Source organism: Salmonella sp. 32031103-2018-00083-FB-01-SM-01, from assembly GCF_017571995.1.
GTDB classification, from domain to species: domain Bacteria; phylum Pseudomonadota; class Gammaproteobacteria; order Enterobacterales; family Enterobacteriaceae; genus Salmonella; species Salmonella enterica.
The window spans coordinates 265,153-284,743 of sequence record NZ_JAGEQL010000005.1; the positions used below are offsets into that span (position 1 = coordinate 265,153).

Annotated in this window: 19 protein-coding genes; 11 read left to right on the forward strand and 8 right to left on the reverse strand. The window is 53.7% G+C overall.

Annotated features, from left to right (window positions below; genetic code table 11):
- The first annotated feature begins 42 nt into the window (after nt 1–42).
- From lldP to trmL, 4 genes are all read left to right on the forward strand, one after another.
- The gene (gene lldP, locus J4614_RS16195; RefSeq protein WP_001055308.1) at nt 43–1,698 is read left to right on the forward strand and encodes an L-lactate permease; all 1,656 of its coding nucleotides are present in this window, start codon (nt 43–45) and stop codon (nt 1,696–1,698) included.
- Nucleotides 1,695–2,471: a transcriptional regulator LldR gene (lldR, locus tag J4614_RS16200; protein WP_000636700.1), complete on the forward strand. Its 777-nt coding sequence runs from the start codon at nt 1,695–1,697 to the stop codon at nt 2,469–2,471. The genes lldP and lldR overlap by 4 nt, the downstream gene beginning before the upstream one ends.
- Entirely contained in the window at nt 2,468–3,658 is a 1,191-nt protein-coding gene (gene lldD / locus J4614_RS16205) for an FMN-dependent L-lactate dehydrogenase LldD (RefSeq protein WP_000586996.1), read from the forward strand. Before lldR ends, lldD begins: the two co-directional genes overlap by 4 nt.
- A 64-nt stretch (nt 3,659–3,722) precedes the next feature.
- Nucleotides 3,723–4,196 carry a tRNA (uridine(34)/cytosine(34)/5-carboxymethylaminomethyluridine(34)-2'-O)-methyltransferase TrmL gene (trmL, locus tag J4614_RS16210; protein WP_000932335.1) on the forward strand — a complete coding sequence of 158 codons (474 nt, stop codon included), beginning with the start codon at nt 3,723–3,725 and terminating at the stop codon, nt 4,194–4,196.
- Between the two features lie 182 nt (nt 4,197–4,378).
- Here trmL and cysE read toward each other — a convergent pair whose 3' ends face one another.
- The 5 genes from cysE to J4614_RS16235 form a co-directional block, all read right to left on the reverse strand.
- Nucleotides 4,379–5,200 carry a serine O-acetyltransferase gene (gene cysE, locus J4614_RS16215; protein ID WP_001112114.1) on the reverse strand — a complete coding sequence of 274 codons (822 nt, stop codon included), beginning with the start codon at nt 5,198–5,200 and terminating at the stop codon, nt 4,379–4,381.
- Nucleotides 5,201–5,277: 77 nt separating this feature from the next.
- Complete coding sequence (gene gpsA / locus J4614_RS16220; protein ID WP_001076597.1) at nt 5,278–6,297, reverse strand: NAD(P)H-dependent glycerol-3-phosphate dehydrogenase; 1,020 nt, start codon at nt 6,295–6,297, stop codon at nt 5,278–5,280.
- Nucleotides 6,297–6,764, reverse strand: a complete 468-nt coding sequence (gene secB / locus J4614_RS16225; RefSeq protein ID WP_000003370.1) for a protein-export chaperone SecB — start codon at nt 6,762–6,764, stop codon at nt 6,297–6,299. The genes gpsA and secB overlap by 1 nt, the downstream gene beginning before the upstream one ends.
- A gap of 43 nt (nt 6,765–6,807) precedes the next feature.
- On the reverse strand, nt 6,808–7,059 hold the full coding sequence (gene grxC, locus J4614_RS16230) for a glutaredoxin 3 (RefSeq protein WP_001273795.1): 252 nt from the start codon (nt 7,057–7,059) through the stop codon (nt 6,808–6,810).
- Between the two features lie 85 nt (nt 7,060–7,144).
- Complete coding sequence (locus J4614_RS16235; protein ID WP_001156179.1) at nt 7,145–7,576, reverse strand: rhodanese-like domain-containing protein; 432 nt, start codon at nt 7,574–7,576, stop codon at nt 7,145–7,147.
- Between the two features lie 247 nt (nt 7,577–7,823).
- Between J4614_RS16235 and gpmM the strand changes: the two genes are divergently transcribed.
- Genes gpmM through J4614_RS16250 form a run of 3 tightly spaced genes read left to right on the forward strand, consistent with a single transcriptional unit; the run spans nt 7,824 to nt 11,627 of the window.
- Complete coding sequence (gene gpmM, locus J4614_RS16240; RefSeq protein ID WP_000116587.1) at nt 7,824–9,368, forward strand: 2,3-bisphosphoglycerate-independent phosphoglycerate mutase; 1,545 nt, start codon at nt 7,824–7,826, stop codon at nt 9,366–9,368.
- A gap of 33 nt (nt 9,369–9,401) precedes the next feature.
- Nucleotides 9,402–10,661 carry a murein hydrolase activator EnvC gene (gene envC, locus J4614_RS16245; RefSeq protein ID WP_058814511.1) on the forward strand — a complete coding sequence of 420 codons (1,260 nt, stop codon included), beginning with the start codon at nt 9,402–9,404 and terminating at the stop codon, nt 10,659–10,661.
- 3 nt (nt 10,662–10,664) lie between these two features.
- Nucleotides 10,665–11,627, forward strand: a complete 963-nt coding sequence (locus J4614_RS16250) for a divergent polysaccharide deacetylase family protein (RefSeq protein ID WP_058214774.1) — start codon at nt 10,665–10,667, stop codon at nt 11,625–11,627.
- On the opposite strand, the gene J4614_RS16255 is transcribed toward J4614_RS16250, so the two are convergent.
- From J4614_RS16255 to kbl, 3 genes are all read right to left on the reverse strand, one after another.
- Nucleotides 11,614–12,648 carry a glycosyltransferase gene (locus J4614_RS16255; RefSeq protein ID WP_000798199.1) on the reverse strand — a complete coding sequence of 345 codons (1,035 nt, stop codon included), beginning with the start codon at nt 12,646–12,648 and terminating at the stop codon, nt 11,614–11,616. The two genes, J4614_RS16250 and J4614_RS16255, sit on opposite strands and share 14 nt — an antisense overlap.
- A 292-nt stretch (nt 12,649–12,940) precedes the next feature.
- Entirely contained in the window at nt 12,941–13,966 is a 1,026-nt protein-coding gene (gene tdh / locus J4614_RS16260; protein ID WP_000645990.1) for an L-threonine 3-dehydrogenase, read from the reverse strand.
- Between the two features lie 9 nt (nt 13,967–13,975).
- Nucleotides 13,976–15,172, reverse strand: a complete 1,197-nt coding sequence (gene kbl / locus J4614_RS16265) for a glycine C-acetyltransferase (protein ID WP_001213790.1) — start codon at nt 15,170–15,172, stop codon at nt 13,976–13,978.
- Nucleotides 15,173–15,374: 202 nt separating this feature from the next.
- Here kbl and rfaD point away from each other — a divergent pair, with 202 nt between their 5' ends.
- From rfaD to rfaL, 4 genes are read left to right on the forward strand one after another with little or no spacing between them, the layout of a single operon-like run.
- Entirely contained in the window at nt 15,375–16,307 is a 933-nt protein-coding gene (gene rfaD / locus J4614_RS16270) for an ADP-glyceromanno-heptose 6-epimerase (protein WP_000587771.1), read from the forward strand.
- A 2-nt stretch (nt 16,308–16,309) separates the two neighbouring features.
- Complete coding sequence (gene rfaF, locus J4614_RS16275) at nt 16,310–17,356, forward strand: ADP-heptose--LPS heptosyltransferase RfaF (protein WP_000699196.1); 1,047 nt, start codon at nt 16,310–16,312, stop codon at nt 17,354–17,356.
- On the forward strand, nt 17,356–18,309 hold the full coding sequence (rfaC, locus tag J4614_RS16280) for a lipopolysaccharide heptosyltransferase RfaC (protein ID WP_001264622.1): 954 nt from the start codon (nt 17,356–17,358) through the stop codon (nt 18,307–18,309). Before rfaF ends, rfaC begins: the two co-directional genes overlap by 1 nt.
- 39 nt (nt 18,310–18,348) lie before the next feature.
- Nucleotides 18,349–19,563 carry an O-antigen ligase RfaL gene (rfaL, locus tag J4614_RS16285; RefSeq protein ID WP_000958472.1) on the forward strand — a complete coding sequence of 405 codons (1,215 nt, stop codon included), beginning with the start codon at nt 18,349–18,351 and terminating at the stop codon, nt 19,561–19,563.
- Nucleotides 19,564–19,591 lie beyond the last annotated feature (28 nt).

Below are 19,591 nucleotides of genomic sequence, written 5' to 3' on the forward strand. Positions count from 1 at the left end.
AAGATTCATCCCATTATGCGTGTGGTTCTCAGGAGACCTGCAATGAACCTCTGGCAACAAAACTATGACCCGGCGGGTAATATCTGGCTTTCCAGCCTGATCGCATCGCTCCCAATCCTGTTCTTCTTTTTCGCCCTGATTAAACTCAAGCTGAAAGGCTACGTTGCCGCTTCGTGGACGGTGGTTATCGCGCTCGCCGTCGCGCTGCTGTTCTATAAAATGCCGGTCGATCACGCGCTGGCATCAGTCGTGTATGGCTTCTTCTATGGGCTATGGCCGATTGCCTGGATAATCATCGCCGCGGTCTTCGTCTATAAAATTTCGGTAAAGACCGGGCAGTTTGACATTATCCGCTCGTCAATTCTGTCGATTACCCCCGATCAACGTCTGCAAATGCTGATTGTCGGCTTCTGCTTCGGCGCGTTTCTTGAAGGCGCGGCGGGTTTCGGCGCGCCGGTGGCGATAACCGCCGCGCTGCTGGTGGGTCTGGGCTTTAATCCGCTGTATGCGGCAGGGCTGTGTCTGATTGTAAATACCGCGCCGGTCGCCTTTGGCGCGATGGGTATTCCGATTCTGGTTGCCGGACAGGTCACGGGCCTGGACAGCTTTGAAATCGGTCAGATGGTAGGCCGCCAGTTGCCATTCCTGACCATTATCGTGCTGTTCTGGATTATGGCGATTATGGACGGCTGGCGCGGCGTGAAAGAAACCTGGCCTGCGGTAATGGTCTCTGGCGGTTCATTTGCTATCGCCCAGTATCTCAGCTCCAACTTTATCGGGCCGGAACTGCCGGACATTATCTCTTCTCTGGTATCTCTGGTGTGTCTGACGCTGTTCCTCAAACGTTGGCAGCCGGTACGCATCTTCCGCTTCGGCGATATGGGCGCGTCGCAGGTCGATCAGACGCTGGCCCGTACCCGTTATACGACAGGACAAATTGTTCGCGCCTGGTCGCCGTTCCTGTTCCTGACCGCCACGGTCACTCTCTGGAGCATACCGCCGTTCAAAGCGCTGTTTGCCCCCGGCGGCGCGCTGTATGACTGGGTAATTAACGTTCCGGTACCGTATCTCGATAAACTGGTCGCCCGTATGCCGCCAGTCGTACACGAAGCGACCGCTTACGCGGCGGTGTATAAATTTGACTGGTTCTCCGCCACCGGCACAGCGATCCTGTTTGCCGCGCTGTTGTCTATCGTCTGGCTGAAAATGAAACCCTCAGCCGCAATCCAGACCTTCGGCAGCACGCTGAAAGAGCTGGCGTTGCCGATTTACTCCATCGGCATGGTGCTGGCGTTCGCGTTTATCTCGAACTATTCCGGGCTTTCCTCCACGCTGGCGTTAGCGCTGGCGCACACCGGCAGCGCCTTCACGTTCTTCTCGCCGTTCCTCGGCTGGCTGGGGGTATTCCTGACCGGCTCGGATACCTCATCTAACGCGCTGTTTGCCTCTCTACAGGCTACCGCGGCGCAGCAAATCGGCGTTTCGGATGTGCTGATGGTGGCGGCAAATACCACCGGCGGCGTGACCGGCAAGATGATCTCGCCGCAATCTATCGCCATCGCCTGTGCGGCAGTGGGATTAGTGGGGAAAGAGTCTGATCTGTTCCGCTTTACCGTGAAACATAGCCTGATTTTCACCTGCATGGTGGGGGTGATTACCACCCTGCAGGCCTATGTCTTAACCTGGATGATTCCGTGATTGTGATGCCAAAACGCCTGTCCGACGAGATTGCCTCTCGCGTGCGGGCGCTGATTGAAGAACAAAACCTGGAAGCGGGCATGAAATTGCCCGCCGAGCGCCAGTTGGCTCTACAGCTTGGCGTATCACGCAACTCTTTACGCGAAGCGCTGGCGAAGCTGGTCAGTGAAGGCGTGCTGGTGAGTCGTCGCGGCGGCGGGACATTTGTCCGCTGGCAACACGAAACCTGGTCTGAACAGAATATCGTTCAGCCGCTGAAAACCCTGCTGGCGGACGATCCTGATTACAGCTTCGACATTCTGGAAGCCCGCCACGCCATTGAAGCCAGTACGGCCTGGCACGCCGCCATGCGGGCCACCAGCGCCGACAAAGAGAAGATCAGACTCTGCTTTGATGCGACGCTCAGCGAAGACCCGGATCTCGCCTCCCAGGCCGACGTGCGCTTTCATCTGGCGATCGCGGAAGCCTCGCACAATGTGGTGCTGTTGCAAACCATGCGCGGTTTCTTCGACGTCCTGCAATCCTCCGTCAAACAGAGTCGCCAGCGTATGTATCTCGTTCCGCCCGTATTCTCAAAGCTGACGGAACAACACCAGGCGGTGATGGACGCCATTCTGGACGGTAACGCCGACGGCGCGCGTAAAGCGATGATGGCGCACCTCAGTTTTGTCCACACCACGATTAAACGATTTGATGAAGACCAGGCCCGCCAGGCGCGTATTACCCGCCTGCCCGGCGACCATAATGAGATGACCAGGGAGAATAAATCATGATTATTTCAGCAGCCAGCGATTATCGCGCCGCAGCTCAGCGCACACTGCCTCCTTTCCTCTTCCACTACATCGACGGCGGCGCGTATGCGGAATATACCCTGCGCCGAAATGTGGAAGACCTGTCGCAAGTCGCTCTGCGCCAGCGCGTGCTGAAAAATATGTCCGATTTAAGCCTGGAAACGACCCTGTTTAACGAAACGTTGTCGATGCCGGTGGCATTAGCGCCGGTAGGCCTGTGCGGCATGTACGCCCGTCGCGGCGAAGTACAGGCCGCCGCCGCCGCAGACGCAAAGGGCATTCCGTTCACCCTTTCCACCGTCTCCGTCTGTCCGATTGAAGAAGTTGCACCAACCATTAAGCGCCCGATGTGGTTCCAGCTTTATGTACTGCGTGACCGGGGCTTTATGCGTAATGCACTGGAACGAGCAAAAGCGGCGGGCTGCTCCACGCTGGTCTTTACCGTGGATATGCCGACGCCGGGCGCGCGCTACCGTGACGCCCACTCCGGGATGAGCGGCCCAAACGCGGCCATGCGCCGTTACTGGCAGGCGGTGATGCACCCTAAATGGGCGTGGGATGTCGGCCTGAACGGTCGCCCGCATGATTTAGGCAATATTTCCGCCTATCTGGGTAAACCGACCGGCCTTGAGGACTATATCGGCTGGCTGGCAAATAACTTCGATCCGTCCATCTCCTGGAAAGATCTGGAGTGGATACGCGAATTCTGGGACGGCCCAATGGTGATCAAAGGGATCCTCGATCCAGAAGATGCCCGCGATGCGGTACGTTTCGGCGCTGACGGTATTGTGGTGTCGAATCACGGCGGCCGCCAGCTCGATGGCGTGCTCTCTTCCGCCCGCGCCCTGCCCGCCATTGCCGATGCGGTGAAAGGTGATATCGCCATTCTGGCGGATAGCGGGATTCGTAACGGGCTGGATGTCGTGCGTATGATTGCGTTGGGGGCCGATACCGTACTGCTGGGTCGGGCCTATCTCTACGCGCTGGCGACGGCAGGAAAAGCGGGTGTCGCCAACCTGCTGGACCTGCTCGAGAAAGAGATGAAAGTCGCCATGACCCTGACCGGCGCGAAATCCATTAGCGAAATCAGTGGCGATTCACTGGTGCAGGAACTGGGGAGAAGTTTGCCCGCCGCGCTGGCGCCAATGAGCAAAGGCGATGCCGCCTGAACGCCTGGCGCGTGAGAGCCCGGTAAATTTCTGCTATTCTGCCCCCCGCATTTAAGGGGGCATCATGCTTAACATCGTACTCTTCGAACCAGAAATCCCGCCGAATACCGGCAACATCATTCGTCTTTGCGCCAATACCGGCTTTCGTCTGCACATCATCGAACCGATGGGGTTTACCTGGGATGATAAGCGCTTACGCCGCGCAGGGCTGGACTATCACGAATTCGCCGCGGTTCAGCGCCATCACGATTATGCCGCCTTTGTCGCCGCTGAAAATCCGCAGCGCCTGTTTGCGTTGACGACAAAGGGGACGCCCGCCCATAGCGCCGTAAGCTATCAGGATGGCGATTATTTGATGTTTGGCCCGGAAACGCGCGGCCTGCCCGCCAGCATTCTCGATGCGTTGCCTAAAGAGCAGAAGATTCGCATTCCGATGATGCCGGATAGCCGTAGCATGAACCTGTCGAATGCGGTGTCGGTGGTGGTGTATGAAGCGTGGCGCCAGTTAGGATATCCCGGCGCGGTATTGCGCAGTTGATTTGTGCCGGATGGCGGCTGACGCCTTATCCGGCCTACATTAATATTGATAATATTCGTTTCGAGCGTTATCGGCGCAGCCAGATTGGACACGGACTGCGCTTGTCTACCTGAGCGTACACGCAATACGAGAGGATGACGAGCATAGCCCAGGTTCAATATGGCAAGTAAGATAGCTCGAAATCAGATGCCGTCGCCATACTCAAACGTATGGTGTAGCCCGTTGAAATGCTGGTCCATATCCATCGACGGCTTATCGCTGCCCGGCTTGCCGACAATACGCGCCGGAACGCCTGCAGCGGTAGTGTGCGGCGGGACAGGCTGTAAAACAACGGAACCTGCGCCAATTTTCGCGCCGCGCCCCACCTCGATATTGCCGAGAATTTTCGCGCCCGCGCCAATCATCACGCCTTCGCGGATTTTAGGATGGCGATCGCCGCTCGTTTTCCCGGTACCGCCCAGGGTGACGGATTGCAGAATCGACACATCATCTTCAATAACCGCCGTCTCCCCCACCACAATACCGGTGGCATGGTCGAGCATAATCCCGCGGCCAATTTTCGCTGCCGGGTGAATATCCACCTGAAACGAGACCGAAACCTGATTTTGCAGGAAGATAGCCAGCGCGCGGCGACCTTTATTCCACAACCAGTGACCAATGCGGTAGGCCTGTAGCGCATGAAAGCCTTTCAGATATAACAACGGCGTGGAGTATTTATCCACCGCCGGATCGCGAGTGCGCACGGCCTGAATATCGCAGGCTGCCGACGCGATCATTTCCGGGTCGGCGGCATAGGCTTCTTCAACTACTTCACGGATAGCGATAGCGGGCATGATGGGCGAAGCCAGTTTATTTGCCAGCATATAGCTCAGCGCACTGCCCAGATTTTCATGCTTGAGTAGAGTGGCGTGATAAAAACTGGCCAACATAGGCTCACAGTCAGCTAAAGCGCGGGCTTCAGCTTTAATATTCTTCCAGACGATTTCCAGTTCTTCACACGGCATGGCTTACTCCAGACGGGCAGAAAACGACCAACCCGTTCTGTGCGGGTTGGGTCGTTTATGCAAACAGTTCCTTACGGCTAGTGGCGACTCAGCTCTTCCTTGCGGGCGCGACCTAATAACGTTAATGCTGCCTCGCGCGCGTTTTTTCCGCAATACAATACTTGATAAATTTCCTCGGTTATTGGCATTTCAACACCAAAACGGTGCGCCAATTCACGAACTTCTTTCGTATTGCGATAGCCTTCGACCACCTGGCCAATCTTATCCTGCGCGCCTTTAACGTCCATGCCCTGGCCAAGCATCATGCCAAAACGACGGTTGCGCGACTGGTTGTCGGTACAGGTCAGCACCAGATCGCCTAAACCCGCCATCCCCATAAAGGTGGCGGGATCGGCGCCAAGCGCTGCGCCAAGCCGCGACATTTCGGTCAGTCCACGCGTGATTAGCGCCGTGCGGGCGTTCGCGCCGAAGCCGATGCCGTCAGACATCCCCGCGCCAATCGCAATCACGTTTTTCACCGCGCCGCCAAGCTGCACGCCGATAAAATCCGAATTGATATAGACGCGAAAACTTTTTCCGCAGTGCAACAGTTGCTGGAGATCGTCGGCAAAGGTCTCATCGGTTGAGGCCAGCGAGATTGCCGTCGGCAAACCCGCCGCCAGCTCTTTAGCGAACGTCGGACCGGAAATCACCGCCAGCGGGATTTGATCGCCTAACGCTTCGCGAGCGACATCCTGCAACAGGCGCCCCGTTTCCGCTTCCAGGCCTTTGGTCGCCCATACCAGACGCGCATCCGGACGCATCAGCGGTTTAATCTGCCGCAGCACGTCGCTGAAAACATGGCTTGGCACCACCACCAGAATGTTACGACTGGCCGCCAGCGCGGTTGCTAAGTCGCTTTCCAGGTGTAACGTATCGGGAAAAGGCACATCGGGAAGGAACGCGACGTTGCAGCGATCGTGCTCCAGGGTCGCGATATGTTTTGGGTCGTGGCCCCACAGGACAACCTGGTGGCCGTTTCTCGCCAGAGTGATGGCAAGGGCGGTGCCGTACGAGCCGGCACCGATGACTGTCATTGACGCATTACTTTGGTTCATCAGGCATCCTGATGTTCTTCAGTACCTTCGCCAGCCTGCTGCTGCAAATAGTTCATGAACAGCGCATCAAAATTGACCGGCGCAAGGTTCAGTTGCGGGAACGTACCGCGTGAAACCAGGCTGGTGATGCACTCGCGAGCATACGGGAACAGAATGTTCGGGCAGTATGCGCCCAGGCAATGCGCCATCTGAGTACCTTCAATACCGCTGATGGAGAAAATACCGGCCTGCTGAACTTCGCACAGGAACGCGGTTTCTTCCCCCAGGGAAGCCGTTACGGTAACACGCAGCACAACTTCATAAACGTCATCCGCCAGTTGGGAAGATGCCGTATCAAGATCCAGTTTAACCTCTGGCTGCCAATCTTTCTGGAAAACATGCGGTGCGTTTGGCGCTTCGAAAGAAACATCCTTGGTATAGATACGTTGGATCTGGAAAGCCATTTCAGTGTTATTTTGTTCTGACATGTGTAAAACCCTTTAGTGTTGTCCTTAAATACTTGAGTACGCCTTAACGCAACAGCGGATCCAGTCCACCACGCGCATCCAGCGCATACAAGTCGTCACAACCGCCAATGTGCTGTGCATCAATAAAAATTTGCGGAACCGTCGTTCGGCCACTACGTTTGATCATCTCTTCACGCTTCACGGCGTCGCCGTCAATCGCAATTTCCTGGAAACTCACGCCCTTGCTGTTTAACAGCGCCTTTGCACGATGGCAAAACGGGCAGGTTGCTTTGGTGTAGATTTCAATATTGGCCATGACTTCGCTCCTGTTTTTTACCCGATGGATTTCATGTCGACGCAAGGGCAAGTCATTCCCCTTACGTCATGAAAACGACGGGTAATCACTTACCGCGCACCAGAGGCAGATTCTCGCCGCTCCAGCCTGCTACGCCTTCTTTCAACACAAAGACCTTTTCAAAGCCGGCTTTTGTCAGCGCGTTAGCGGATTCCTGGCACTGCATACCAGAACCGTCGACCACGATAATCGGCTTGTCTTTGTGCTTTTCCAGTTCGCCAACATTGTTGGCTTTGATTTCGCTCGGCAGCAAATTGGTCGCGCCAGCGATATGGCCTTTACGGAAATCATCACGTTGACGTAAATCCACAACAACGGCGTCCTCTTTGTTGATAAGGCGCGTGGCTTCGCCGCGTGTAATCACCTTAACTTTTGAAGTCAGACCTTTGAACGTGGTAAATAAAACCGCCACCAGTAACGCAATCCAGGCGATACTCAGTATGGGATGACGGCCAACAAATTGCATAATTTCTTGCATGGGGGGTAACAACTCCCGACGTAGTGATTAAAAAACCAGGAAAGGAGTATACCTGCGCAGTGGCGCAAATACAGCCAGAGCGTGCACTGGAATGCATTTTTGCGGGGCGCTACGAAAAAAAATCACGCTATTACTTGCCTTCTCACGCCAGCGCGATCCCTTTCTTTGATCTTCTGAGGCTATTTTATCGATTCAGCTGTAGTAAAATTACGCAATTATTTTGTCTATTGAGTATGAGGTTGTCGCAATGTCGGTTTCTAAAAAACCTATGGTACTGGTGATTCTGGATGGCTACGGCTACCGTGAAGAACAGCAGGATAACGCTATCTTAAACGCCAAAACCCCAGTGATGGATGCTCTGTGGGCAAAACGTCCGCATACCCTGATCGACGCATCCGGTCTGGAAGTGGGTCTGCCTGACCGCCAGATGGGCAACTCCGAAGTGGGCCACGTTAACCTGGGCGCAGGCCGCATCGTTTATCAGGATCTGACGCGTCTGGACGTTGAAATTAAAGAACGTACTTTCTTTGCTAACTCAGTCCTGACCAATGCGGTAGACCAGGCGAAAAACGCCGGTAAAGCGGTTCATATTATGGGTCTGCTGTCCGCGGGCGGCGTCCACAGCCACGAAGATCACATTATGGCGATGGTGGAACTGGCCGCAGAGCGCGGCGCAGAAAAAATCTATCTGCACGCCTTCCTCGACGGTCGCGACACGCCGCCGCGCAGCGCTGAAGCCTCGCTGAAAAAATTCGAAGACAAATTCGCCGCGCTGGGCAAAGGCCGCGTGGCGTCTATCGTCGGTCGTTACTACGCTATGGACCGCGACAACCGTTGGGATCGCGTGGAAAAAGCGTATGATCTGATGACCCTGGCCCAGGGCGAATTCCAGGCGGATACCGCTGTGGCTGGCCTGCAGGCCGCTTACGCTCGTGATGAAAACGATGAGTTTGTCAAAGCGACCGTTATCCACGCCGAGGGCCAGGCTGATGCGGCGATGGAAGACGGCGATACGCTGATTTTCATGAACTTCCGCGCTGACCGCGCGCGCGAAATTACCCGCGCTTTCGTTAACGCTGATTTCGACGGCTTTGCGCGTAAGAAAGTGGTTAATCTGAACTTCGTAATGCTGACCGAATACGCCGCCGACATCAAAACTGCCGTTGCCTACCCACCAGCGTCGCTGGCGAATACCTTTGGCGAATGGATGGCGAAAAACGACAAAACTCAGCTGCGTATTTCCGAAACGGAAAAATATGCGCACGTAACCTTTTTCTTTAACGGCGGCGTAGAAGAACCGTTTGCTGGCGAAGAGCGCATTCTGATCAACTCCCCGAAAGTGGCCACTTATGACCTGCAACCGGAAATGAGCTCTGCAGAATTGACTGAAAAATTGGTCGCGGCGATCGAAAGCGGTAAGTACGACACCATCATTTGTAACTATCCAAACGGCGATATGGTCGGTCATACCGGCGTGATGGAAGCCGCCATCAAAGCGGTGGAAGCGTTGGATAACTGCATTGACCAGGTAACAAAAGCGGTTGAGTCCGTTGGTGGACAACTGTTGATTACCGCGGACCACGGCAACGCGGAGCAGATGCGCGATCCGGCGACCGGTCAGGCGCATACCGCCCACACCAACCTGCCGGTGCCGCTGATTTATGTCGGCGAGAAAAACGTGAAGGCGGTTGAAGGCGGCAAACTTTCAGACATTGCGCCTACCATGCTGTCGCTGATGGGGATGGAAATCCCGCAAGAGATGACTGGTAAGCCGCTGTTCATCGTGGAATAATCCCTCCCCATGAGGGGAAAGGCGATTAACACCATTCAACAGGCCGTGAAACCAAGAACGTTTTCAGTCAGGCCTTTGTTCTACGCCAGCGTACTTAGCGCTGGCGTATTGTTGTGCGCCTTTTCCGCCCACGCGGATGACCGTGATCAACTCAAATCTATTCAGGCCGATATCGCCGCGAAAGAACGCGACGTACGCCAGCAGCAGCAACAGCGCGCCAGCCTCCTGGCACAACTGAAAGCCCAGGAAGAGGCCATCTCGGCCGCAGCGCGTAAGCTGCGCGAAACGCAAAGCACTCTGGATCAGTTAAACGCGCAAATTGATGAGATGAACGCCTCAATTGCCAAACTGGAGCAGCAAAAAGCCAGCCAGGAGCGTAATCTCGCCGCGCAGTTGGACGCCGCTTTCCGCCAGGGCGAACACACCGGCATTCAGCTTATTCTTAGCGGAGAAGAAAGCCAGCGTGGGCAACGCCTGCAGGCCTACTTCGGCTATCTGAACCAGGCGCGCCAGGAGACTATCGCCGAACTGAAACAGACTCGCGAACAGGTCGCCACGCAAAAAGCCGAGCTGGAAGAGAAGCAAAGCCAACAACAAACGTTGCTGTATGAACAACGCGCCCAGCAGGCGAAGCTGGAGCAGGCGCGTAATGAACGTAAGAAAACGCTTGCCGGACTGGAGTCGTCTATTCAGCAAGGCCAGCAACAGTTAAGCGAACTACGCGCCAACGAATCACGCCTACGCAACAGTATCGCGCGGGCAGAAGCGGCGGCCAAAGCGCGAGCGGAGCGTGAAGCCCGCGAAGCGCAGGCGGTACGCGATAAGCAGCAGGAAGCCTCGCGTAAAGGCAGCACCTATAAGCCGACGGAAAGCGAGCGTTCGCTAATGTCCCGCACCGGCGGTCTGGGCGCGCCTCGCGGTCAGGCATACTGGCCGGTACGCGGCCCGATATTGCATCGCTATGGCGAACGGCTGCAAGGTGAGCTACGTTGGAAGGGGATGGTGATCGGCGCGTCGGAAGGCACCGAGGTCAAAGCCATCGCCGACGGCAGGGTGATTCTGGCGGACTGGCTGCAAGGCTATGGCCTGGTGGTGGTCGTGGAGCATGGTAAAGGCGATATGAGCCTTTACGGCTATAACCAGAGCGCGCTGGTCAGCGTAGGCGCGCAGGTGCGCGCCGGACAACCTATCGCCCTTGTGGGCAGTAGCGGCGGTCAGGGCAGACCCTCGCTTTATTTCGAAATTCGTCGCCAGGGTCAGGCCGTCAATCCACAGCCGTGGTTGGGAAGATAAGTTTTGCCTCAGTTTCGTCGCTCCATTCTCACGCTGGCCACTTTGCTGGCGTTTGCACATCCCGTTTTCGCTGGCAAGCTCGCCATCGTGATTGATGATTTTGGCTATCGCCCGCACACGGAAAACCAGGTTCTGGCGCTGCCGCCAAACATCTCCGTCGCCGTGCTGCCCAACGCGCCGCACGCGCGCGAAATGGCAACTAAAGCGCACAATAGCGGGCATGAGGTGTTAATCCATCTGCCGATGGCGCCGCTAAGCAAACAGCCGCTGGAGAAGAATACGCTGCGACCAGATATGAGCAGCGATGAGATCGAGCGCATTATCCGCGAGGCGGTAAACAACGTGCCGTATGCCGTCGGGCTTAATAACCACATGGGCAGCGCAATGACTTCCAGCCTGTTCGGTATGCAAAAAGTGATGCAGGCGCTGGAACATTACAACCTCTATTTTCTCGACAGCATGACGATTGGCAATAGCCAGGCGATGCGCGCGGCATCCGGTACGGGTGTGAAAGTGATCAAGCGCAAAGTGTTCCTCGACGATACGCAAAACGAGGCGGATATCCGCCGTCAGTTTAATCGCGCTATCGAACTGGCCCGTCGCAACGGTTCCGCTATCGCGATTGGTCATCCGCATCCCGCAACGGTTCGCGTGCTGCAACAGATGGTTTATCGCCTGCCGGCGGATATCACCCTGGTACGTCCAGGCAGCCTGCTCAACGAACCGCAGGTAGATACGTCCCGACCTGGTTTGACGCCGCAGAAAATTGACGCGCCGCGCAATCCCTTTCGCGGCGTGAAGATGTGCAAGCCGAAAAAACCGCTGCAACCGGTCTACGCTACGCGCTTTTTCAGCGTCATCGGCGAGAGCATTACGCAAAGTTCCGTGGTTGTCTGGTTTCAGCACCAGTGGCAAGGCTGGGGGAAAATCGCCGCGCCTAAAAACGTGAGCGCTAAGACAGATTGAGCGCCTTACGGGCCATACGACGGTGCGACAAGGTTTTGTCGCGCCATTGCCACAGCCGGAAAGACCAGAGCAGCGTCTGATAAGCCGCTTTCGCGCTGCGGACGTTAGCCATCATCCGTCTATACATGCCAGAAGTAAAAATTTCGGCAATCATACGCTGGCGGGTCAAAATATCAGGTTCTTTACGCACCGCATGACAAACGCGTAACGCTTCCCAGGTAATTTGCTGGCGAAATTCCGGGTAAATCGGAATACGGTGGGCATAATCACGATTGAGCTTTTCTAATAATCGCGTAATTTTAATATAATGCCGCTGATAATTAAGATTTTTATTGCCTTGTCTTTGCAAACGGCTTACCGAATTATCATGCAGGAAATATTTATATAATGATTGTTCGGTATAACGTACGCGCGTGGCATTAAACATAACTTCCGTCGACCATAATATGTCCTGATGATGTAGTCCGGGAACGAAAGTAATATTGTTATCGGTAATTAACGCACGTCGATACACGCCCATCCAGACAACATGCGTCCAGCGCCGCGAGGCCAGCGCCATACGCAACCAATCCGGTCCGCTTAATACCCCGGTGGAACGCAGACGATCGGTCGGAATAGATTGCCAGGCGTGCCCGGTTTTTCGGACGCACCAGTCCGCATTACACTGCGCAACGTCCAGATCATCGTTAAGCGCCATGGTCATCAGCGTTTCATACATCTTCGGGTAGACCAGGTCATCCGCATCGACAAAGGCGACGTAATCGCCGGTCGCCGCTTGCAGGCCAAGATTACGGGCGACAGATGCGCCAGCATTGGCCTGATGAAGCAGTCGAACATGCGGGTAATGTTCCGCGTAATGTTTTGCTATCTCAACGGAATGATCAGTCGATCCATCATTCACAATAATAATTTCCAGCGCCGACCACGTTTGCGCGATTAATGACGCCATGCAAGCATTAAAATCCGCTCCCGCATTATATAACGGGACAATGATACTCACTTTGGTTTTACTATTTTTCATAACGATTACCAGAAAAACCTTAATTTACCCTGCCTTTATACTGTGGCTCTATTAAGAAACTATTAAGCCGCCATAATTAATTTTTACAGTAAAAAGCAAGCACAAAAATCAGAGTAGAGCGTGACGTTAGCGAGTAAAATAAGAGTAAAGCGCAATTACGAATGCTTGATGTCTATGACAATTCTTTACGGCTTTCCAGATTTTCCCTAACAAAAAAGGTTGGTGAATGACACCAACCTTTTACGATGAAACGTATATCAGACCCGATAAAATTATCGGGTCTCTATACATATTAATCCCAGCTCAGAATAACTTTTCCTGACTGGCCTGAACGCATGGCGTCAAAACCTTTCTGGAAATCATCAATAGAGAAACGATGGGTGATAATCGGTGACAGATCCAGACCGGACTGGATCAGCGCCGCCATTTTGTACCACGTTTCGAACATCTCACGACCATAAATACCTTTAATGAACAAGCCCTTAAAGATAACTTTTGTCCAGTCGATAGACATATCTGATGGCGGAATCCCCAACATCGCAATACGACCGCCGTGATTCATGGTGTCCAGCATGGTACGAAACGCCGGCGGCGCGCCGGACATCTCCAGACCCACATCGAATCCTTCGGTCATTCCCAGCTCCGCCATGACGTCGTTCAGGCTCTCTTTCGCGACGTTGACCGCGCGGGTGACGCCCATTTTGCGCGCCAGCTCCAGACGGTATTCATTGACGTCAGTAATCACCACATGACGCGCGCCAACATGTTTCGCCACCGCGGCGGCCATTACGCCGATTGGCCCCGCCCCCGATACCAGTACATCTTCGCCGACCAGATCGAAAGACAGCGCCGTATGCACCGCATTACCAAACGGGTCGAAAATAGAGGCTAAATCATCAGAAATGTTATCCGGGATTTTAAACGCATTGAATGCCGGGATGACCAGGTATTCCGCGAAGCAGCCGGGACGATTAACGCCTACGCCGGTGGTGTTGCGGCACAGGTGAGTACGACCGCCACGGCAGTTGCGACAATGACCACAGGTGATGTGACCTTCGCCGGAGACGCGATCGCCGATTTTAAAGCCTTTCACTTCCTGACCGATGCCGACCACTTCGCCGACATATTCATGCCCCACGACCATCGGAACCGGGATGGTTTTTTGCGACCAGTCATCCCAGTTATAGATGTGAACGTCAGTGCCGCAGATGGCTGTTTTACGGATTTTAATCAGCAAATCGTTATGGCCGACTTCCGGTTCCGGAACGTCGGTCATCCAGATGCCCTCTTCCGCTTTCAGTTTGGATAACGCTTTCATCTTACATCCTCAGGCAATCACGCCCAGTTGTTTACCAATACGCGTGAACGCGTCTACCGCACGCGTAATTTGCTCAGGCGTATGCGCCGCAGACATCTGGGTACGAATACGCGCCTGACCTTTTGGTACGACCGGATAGAAGAAACCGGTAACGTAAATGCCCTCTTTTTGCAGTTCGCGGGCAAATTTCTGCGCGACAACCGCATCTCCCAGCATTACCGGGATGATGGCGTGATCCGCGCCTGCCAGCGTAAATCCCGCGGCAGACATCTGCTCACGGAACTGCCGGGCGTTCGCCCACAAGCGATCGCGCAGTTCTGCGCCCGCTTCCACCATCTCTAACACTTTAATAGAAGCCGCCACGATCGCCGGCGCCAGGGAGTTGGAGAACAGATATGGGCGGGAACGCTGACGCAACCACTCAACGACCTCTTTACGCGCCGCGGTATAGCCGCCGGATGCGCCGCCTAACGCTTTGCCCAGCGTACCGGTAATAATATCTACGCGGCCCATTACGTCGCAGTATTCATGGGAACCACGACCGTTTTCGCCGACAAAGCCTACCGCGTGAGAATCATCAACCATCACCAGCGCATCGTATTTATCGGCCAGATCACAGACGCCTTTCAGATTGGCGATGACGCCATCCATTGAGAACACCCCGTCGGTGGCGATCAGGACATGACGCGCGCCGGCCTCACGCGCCTCTTTCAGCCGCGCTTCCAGCTCAGCCATATCGTTGTTGGCATAGCGATAACGCTTCGCTTTACACAAACGCACGCCGTCAATGATAGACGCGTGGTTCAGCGCGTCGGAGATAATGGCGTCTTCCGCGCCCAGCAACGTCTCAAACAAGCCGCCGTTAGCGTCGAAACAGGAGGAATACAGAATCGCATCTTCCATGCCGAGGAAGCTTGCCAGCTTTTGCTCCAGCGCTTTGTGGCTATCCTGGGTGCCGCAGATAAAACGCACGGACGCCATACCGAAACCGTGGCTGTCCATACCCGCTTTTGCGGCATTAATCAGCTCAGGGTGATTCGCCAGCCCGAGATAGTTATTGGCGCAAAAGTTAATAACGTGGCTTCCATCCGCCACGGTGATATCCGCCTGCTGCGCAGACGTAATAATGCGCTCTTCTTTAAACAATCCTTCCGCCCGGGCGGTTTCCAGATCGTTGGTTAACTGTTTGTAAAAATCCCCACGCATTGCGATTCTCCAGACTGGGCAAATTTCAGCACATATTACCCAAAGCGATACGTTGATACGAGATGACGCGTCATCACTTCTTTAAAATGCAGCATAAATCACGCGTATCCTCACGGGTTATCAGTGAATGGATGAATAGTGTTATGATAAGAGCATTCATGTCTGAGACAGTCTCTGACACCATAATTCAAAGGTTACAGTTATGATCATCGTTACCGGCGGCGCGGGCTTTATCGGCAGCAATATCGTTAAAGCCCTGAATGATAAAGGTATCACCGATATTCTGGTGGTGGATAACCTGAAAGACGGCACCAAGTTTGTAAACCTGGTGGATCTGAACATTGCTGACTATATGGATAAGGAAGATTTCCTGATCCAGATTATGTCCGGAGAAGAGCTCGGCGATATCGAAGCTATTTTCCATGAAGGCGCCTGCTCTTCCACCACCGAGTGGGACGGCAAGTATATGATGGATAACAACTATCAATACTCCAAAGAGCTGCTGCACTATTGTCTTGAGCGCGAAATCCCGTTCCTTTACGCCTCTTCTGCCGCCACCTACGGCGGTCGCACGTCTGACTTCATCGAATCGCGCGAATACGAAAAACCGCTTAACGTTTACGGCTATTCTAAATTTCTGTTTGATGAATATGTGCGCCAGATCCTGCCAGAAGCGAACTCGCAGATTGTCGGTTTCCGCTATTTCAACGTCTATGGACCACGTGAAGGCCATAAAGGCAGCATGGCAAGCGTGGCATTTCATCTGAATACACAGTTAAACAACGGCGAAAGCCCGAAACTGTTTGAAGGCAGCGAAAACTTCAAGCGCGACTTCGTTTACGTGGGCGATGTGGCCGCCGTTAACCTGTGGTTCCTGGAAAGCGGCAAGTCCGGCATCTTTAACCTGGGCACAGGCCGTGCGGAATCTTTCCAGGCCGTCGCCGACGCGACGCTGGCATACCATAAAAAAGGTAGCATTGAATACATTCCGTTCCCGGATAAGCTGAAAGGTCGCTATCAGGCGTTTACGCAGGCGGATTTAACCAATCTGCGCAACGCGGGCTACGACAAACCCTTTAAGACCGTCGCCGAAGGCGTCACGGAGTATATGGCCTGGCTGAACCGCGACGCGTAAGTATGAAAATTTTGGTCATTGGCCCGTCCTGGGTGGGCGACATGATGATGTCGCAAAGTCTCTATCGCACGCTTAAAGCGCGCTATCCCCAGGCGATAATCGACGTGATGGCGCCAGCCTGGTGCCGTCCGTTGTTATCGCGTATGCCGGAAGTTAACGAGGCGATACCCATGCCGCTGGGCCACGGCGCGCTGGAAATCGGCGAGCGCCGTAGATTGGGCCATAGCCTGCGTGAGAAGCGCTACGATCGCGCCTGGGTGCTGCCAAATTCGTTTAAATCGGCGCTGATTCCTTTCTTTGCCAATATCCCGCACCGTACCGGCTGGCGCGGCGAAATGCGCTATGGCCTGCTGAACGATGCGCGCGTCCTTGATAAAGACGCCTGGCCGCTGATGGTGGAGCGCTACGTGGCGCTGGCCTATGACAAGGGCGTGATGCGCACGGCGAAAGATCTACCGCAGCCGCTACTCTGGCCGCAGCTCCAGGTTAGCGAGGGTGAAAAGTCGCTGATGTGCAGCGATTTTTCGCTATCTTCTGAACGTCCTCTGATTGGCTTTTGCCCCGGCGCGGAATTTGGCCCGGCAAAACGTTGGCCGCACTATCACTACGCCGAACTGGCAAAACAGCTCATTAACGAAGGGTATCAGGTCGTACTGTTTGGCTCGGCAAAAGACCATGAAGCCGGAAATGAGATCCTGGCGGCGCTGAATAGCGAGCAGCAGGCATGGTGTCGCAACCTGGCGGGGGAAACCCAGCTGGAACAGGCCGTCATTCTGATAGCCGCCTGTAAAGCCATCGTCACCAACGATTCCGGGCTAATGCACGTCGCGGCGGCGCTCGACCGCCCGCTGGTCGCCTTGTATGGCCCAAGTAGCCCGGATTTCACGCCGCCGCTGTCTCATAAGGCCCGGGTGATTCGTCTTATTACGGGTTATCACAAAGTGCGTAAAGGCGATACGGCGCAAGGCTATCACCAGAGCCTGATAGATATCACGCCGCAGCGGGTTCTGGAAGAGCTTCATTCGCTGTTGTCGGAAGAGGGTGTTTAATGCGGGTTTTGATCGTTAAAACATCATCGATGGGCGACGTATTGCATACCCTGCCTGCGCTTACCGACGCGCAACAGGCGATTCCAGGGATTCAATTTGATTGGGTTGTCGAAGAAGGGTTTGCGCAAATTCCGTCCTGGCACAGTGCTGTCGATCGCGTGATTCCCGTCGCTATTCGCCGTTGGCGCAAGGCCTGGTTTTCCGCGCCCATCAAAGCGGAACGCACAGCCTTTCGTCGGGCGGTATGCGCAAACCAATACGACGCTGTGATTGATGCGCAGGGGCTGGTAAAAAGCGCGGCGCTGGTGACGCGTCTGGCGCATGGGATAAAGCACGGTATGGACTGGAGTACCGCCCGCGAACCGCTGGCCAGCCTGTTCTATAACCGTAAACACCATATCGCAAAGCAACAACATGCGGTTGAACGGACGCGCGAGCTGTTCGCCAAAAGCCTGGGATACGATAAACCGCAATCGCAGGGCGATTATGCCATCGCAAAACATTTCCTGCATTGCCAGCAGGCGGTTAGCGATCCGTATGCGGTGTTTTTACATGCCACGACCCGCGATGATAAACACTGGCCGGAAGCAAACTGGCGCGAGCTTATCGGCCTGGTGGGCAACACCGGATTACGGATAAAACTTCCCTGGGGCGCGCCTCATGAGGAGGCCCGGGCTAAACGACTGGCCGAAGGCTTTGACTATGTGGATGTGTTACCGCGGATGAGCCTGGAGGAGGTCGCCAGAGTGCTGGCTGGCGCAAAATTTGTCGTATCGGTTGATACCGGCCTGAGCCATCTCACCGCCGCGCTCGACAGACCGAATATTACGCTCTATGGCCCAACGGACCCTGGGTTAATTGGAGGTTATGGGAAGAACCAAATGGCATGCTGCTCACCAGAACAGAACCTGGCGAATTTAGATGCCACAAGCGTATTTGGAAAGATTCATTAAAGAGACTCTGTCTCATCCCAAACCTATTGTGGAGAAAAGATGCTAACCACATCATTAACGTTAAATAAAGAGAAATGGAAGCCGATCTGGAATAAAGCGCTAGTTTTTCTTTTTGTTGCCACGTATTTTCTGGATGGTATTACGCGTTATAAACATTTGATAATCATACTTATGGTTATCACCGCGATTTATCAGGTCTCGCGCTCACCGAAAAGTTTTTCTCCTCTTTTCAAAAATAGCGTATTTTATAGCGTAGCAGTATTATCATTAATCCTTGTTTATTCCATACTCATATCGCCAGATATGAAAGAAAGTTTCAAGGAATTTGAAAATACGGTACTGGAGGGTTTCTTATTATATACTTTATTAATTCCCGTACTATTAAAAGATGAAACAAAAGAAACGGTTGCGAAAATAGTACTTTTCTCCTTTTTAACAAGTTTAGGATTACGTTCACTGGTTGAAATTGTCTTTTATATTCAGGACTATTCCAGGGGGGTGATGCCATTTACAAACTATGACCATCGACATATATCTGATTCAATGGTATTTCTGTTCCCGGCATTGTTGAATATCTGGCTATTCAGAAAAACATCGCTCAAACTCGCTTTCTTTGCGCTGAGCGCCGTCTACTTATTCTTAATGTTAGGCACCTTGTCGCGGGGAGCATGGCTGGCAGTTTTAGTGGTGGGCGTTTTATGGGCGATTTTGAACCGTCAGTGGAAACTAATGGGAATTGGCGCTGCTATCCTGGTTATTGCTGGCGTTTTAGTTATCACTCAGCAAAGCCATAAACCGGATCAGGAACGACTACTGTATAAATTACAGCAGACAGATAGCTCATATCGTTATACTAATGGAACCCAGGGTACCGCGTGGATACTGATTCAGGAAAACCCGATCAAGGGCTACGGCTATGGTAATGATGTGTATGATAGTGTTTATAATAAACGCGTTGTCGATTATCCAACGTGGACCTTTAAAGAATCCATCGGTCCGCATAATACCATCCTGTACATCTGGTTTAGTGCTGGCATATTGGGTCTGGCGAGCCTGGTCTATTTATACGGCGCTATCATCAGGGAAACAGCCAGCTCTACCTTCAGGAAAGTAGAGATAAGCCCCTACAATGCTCATCTTTTGCTATTTTTATCTTTCATTGGTTTTTATATCGTTCGTGGTAATTTTGAACAGGTCGATATTGCTCAAATTGGTATCATTACTGGTTTTCTGCTGGCGCTAAGAAATAGATAAAAAAACGCGCTGATACTTATTACGGTAT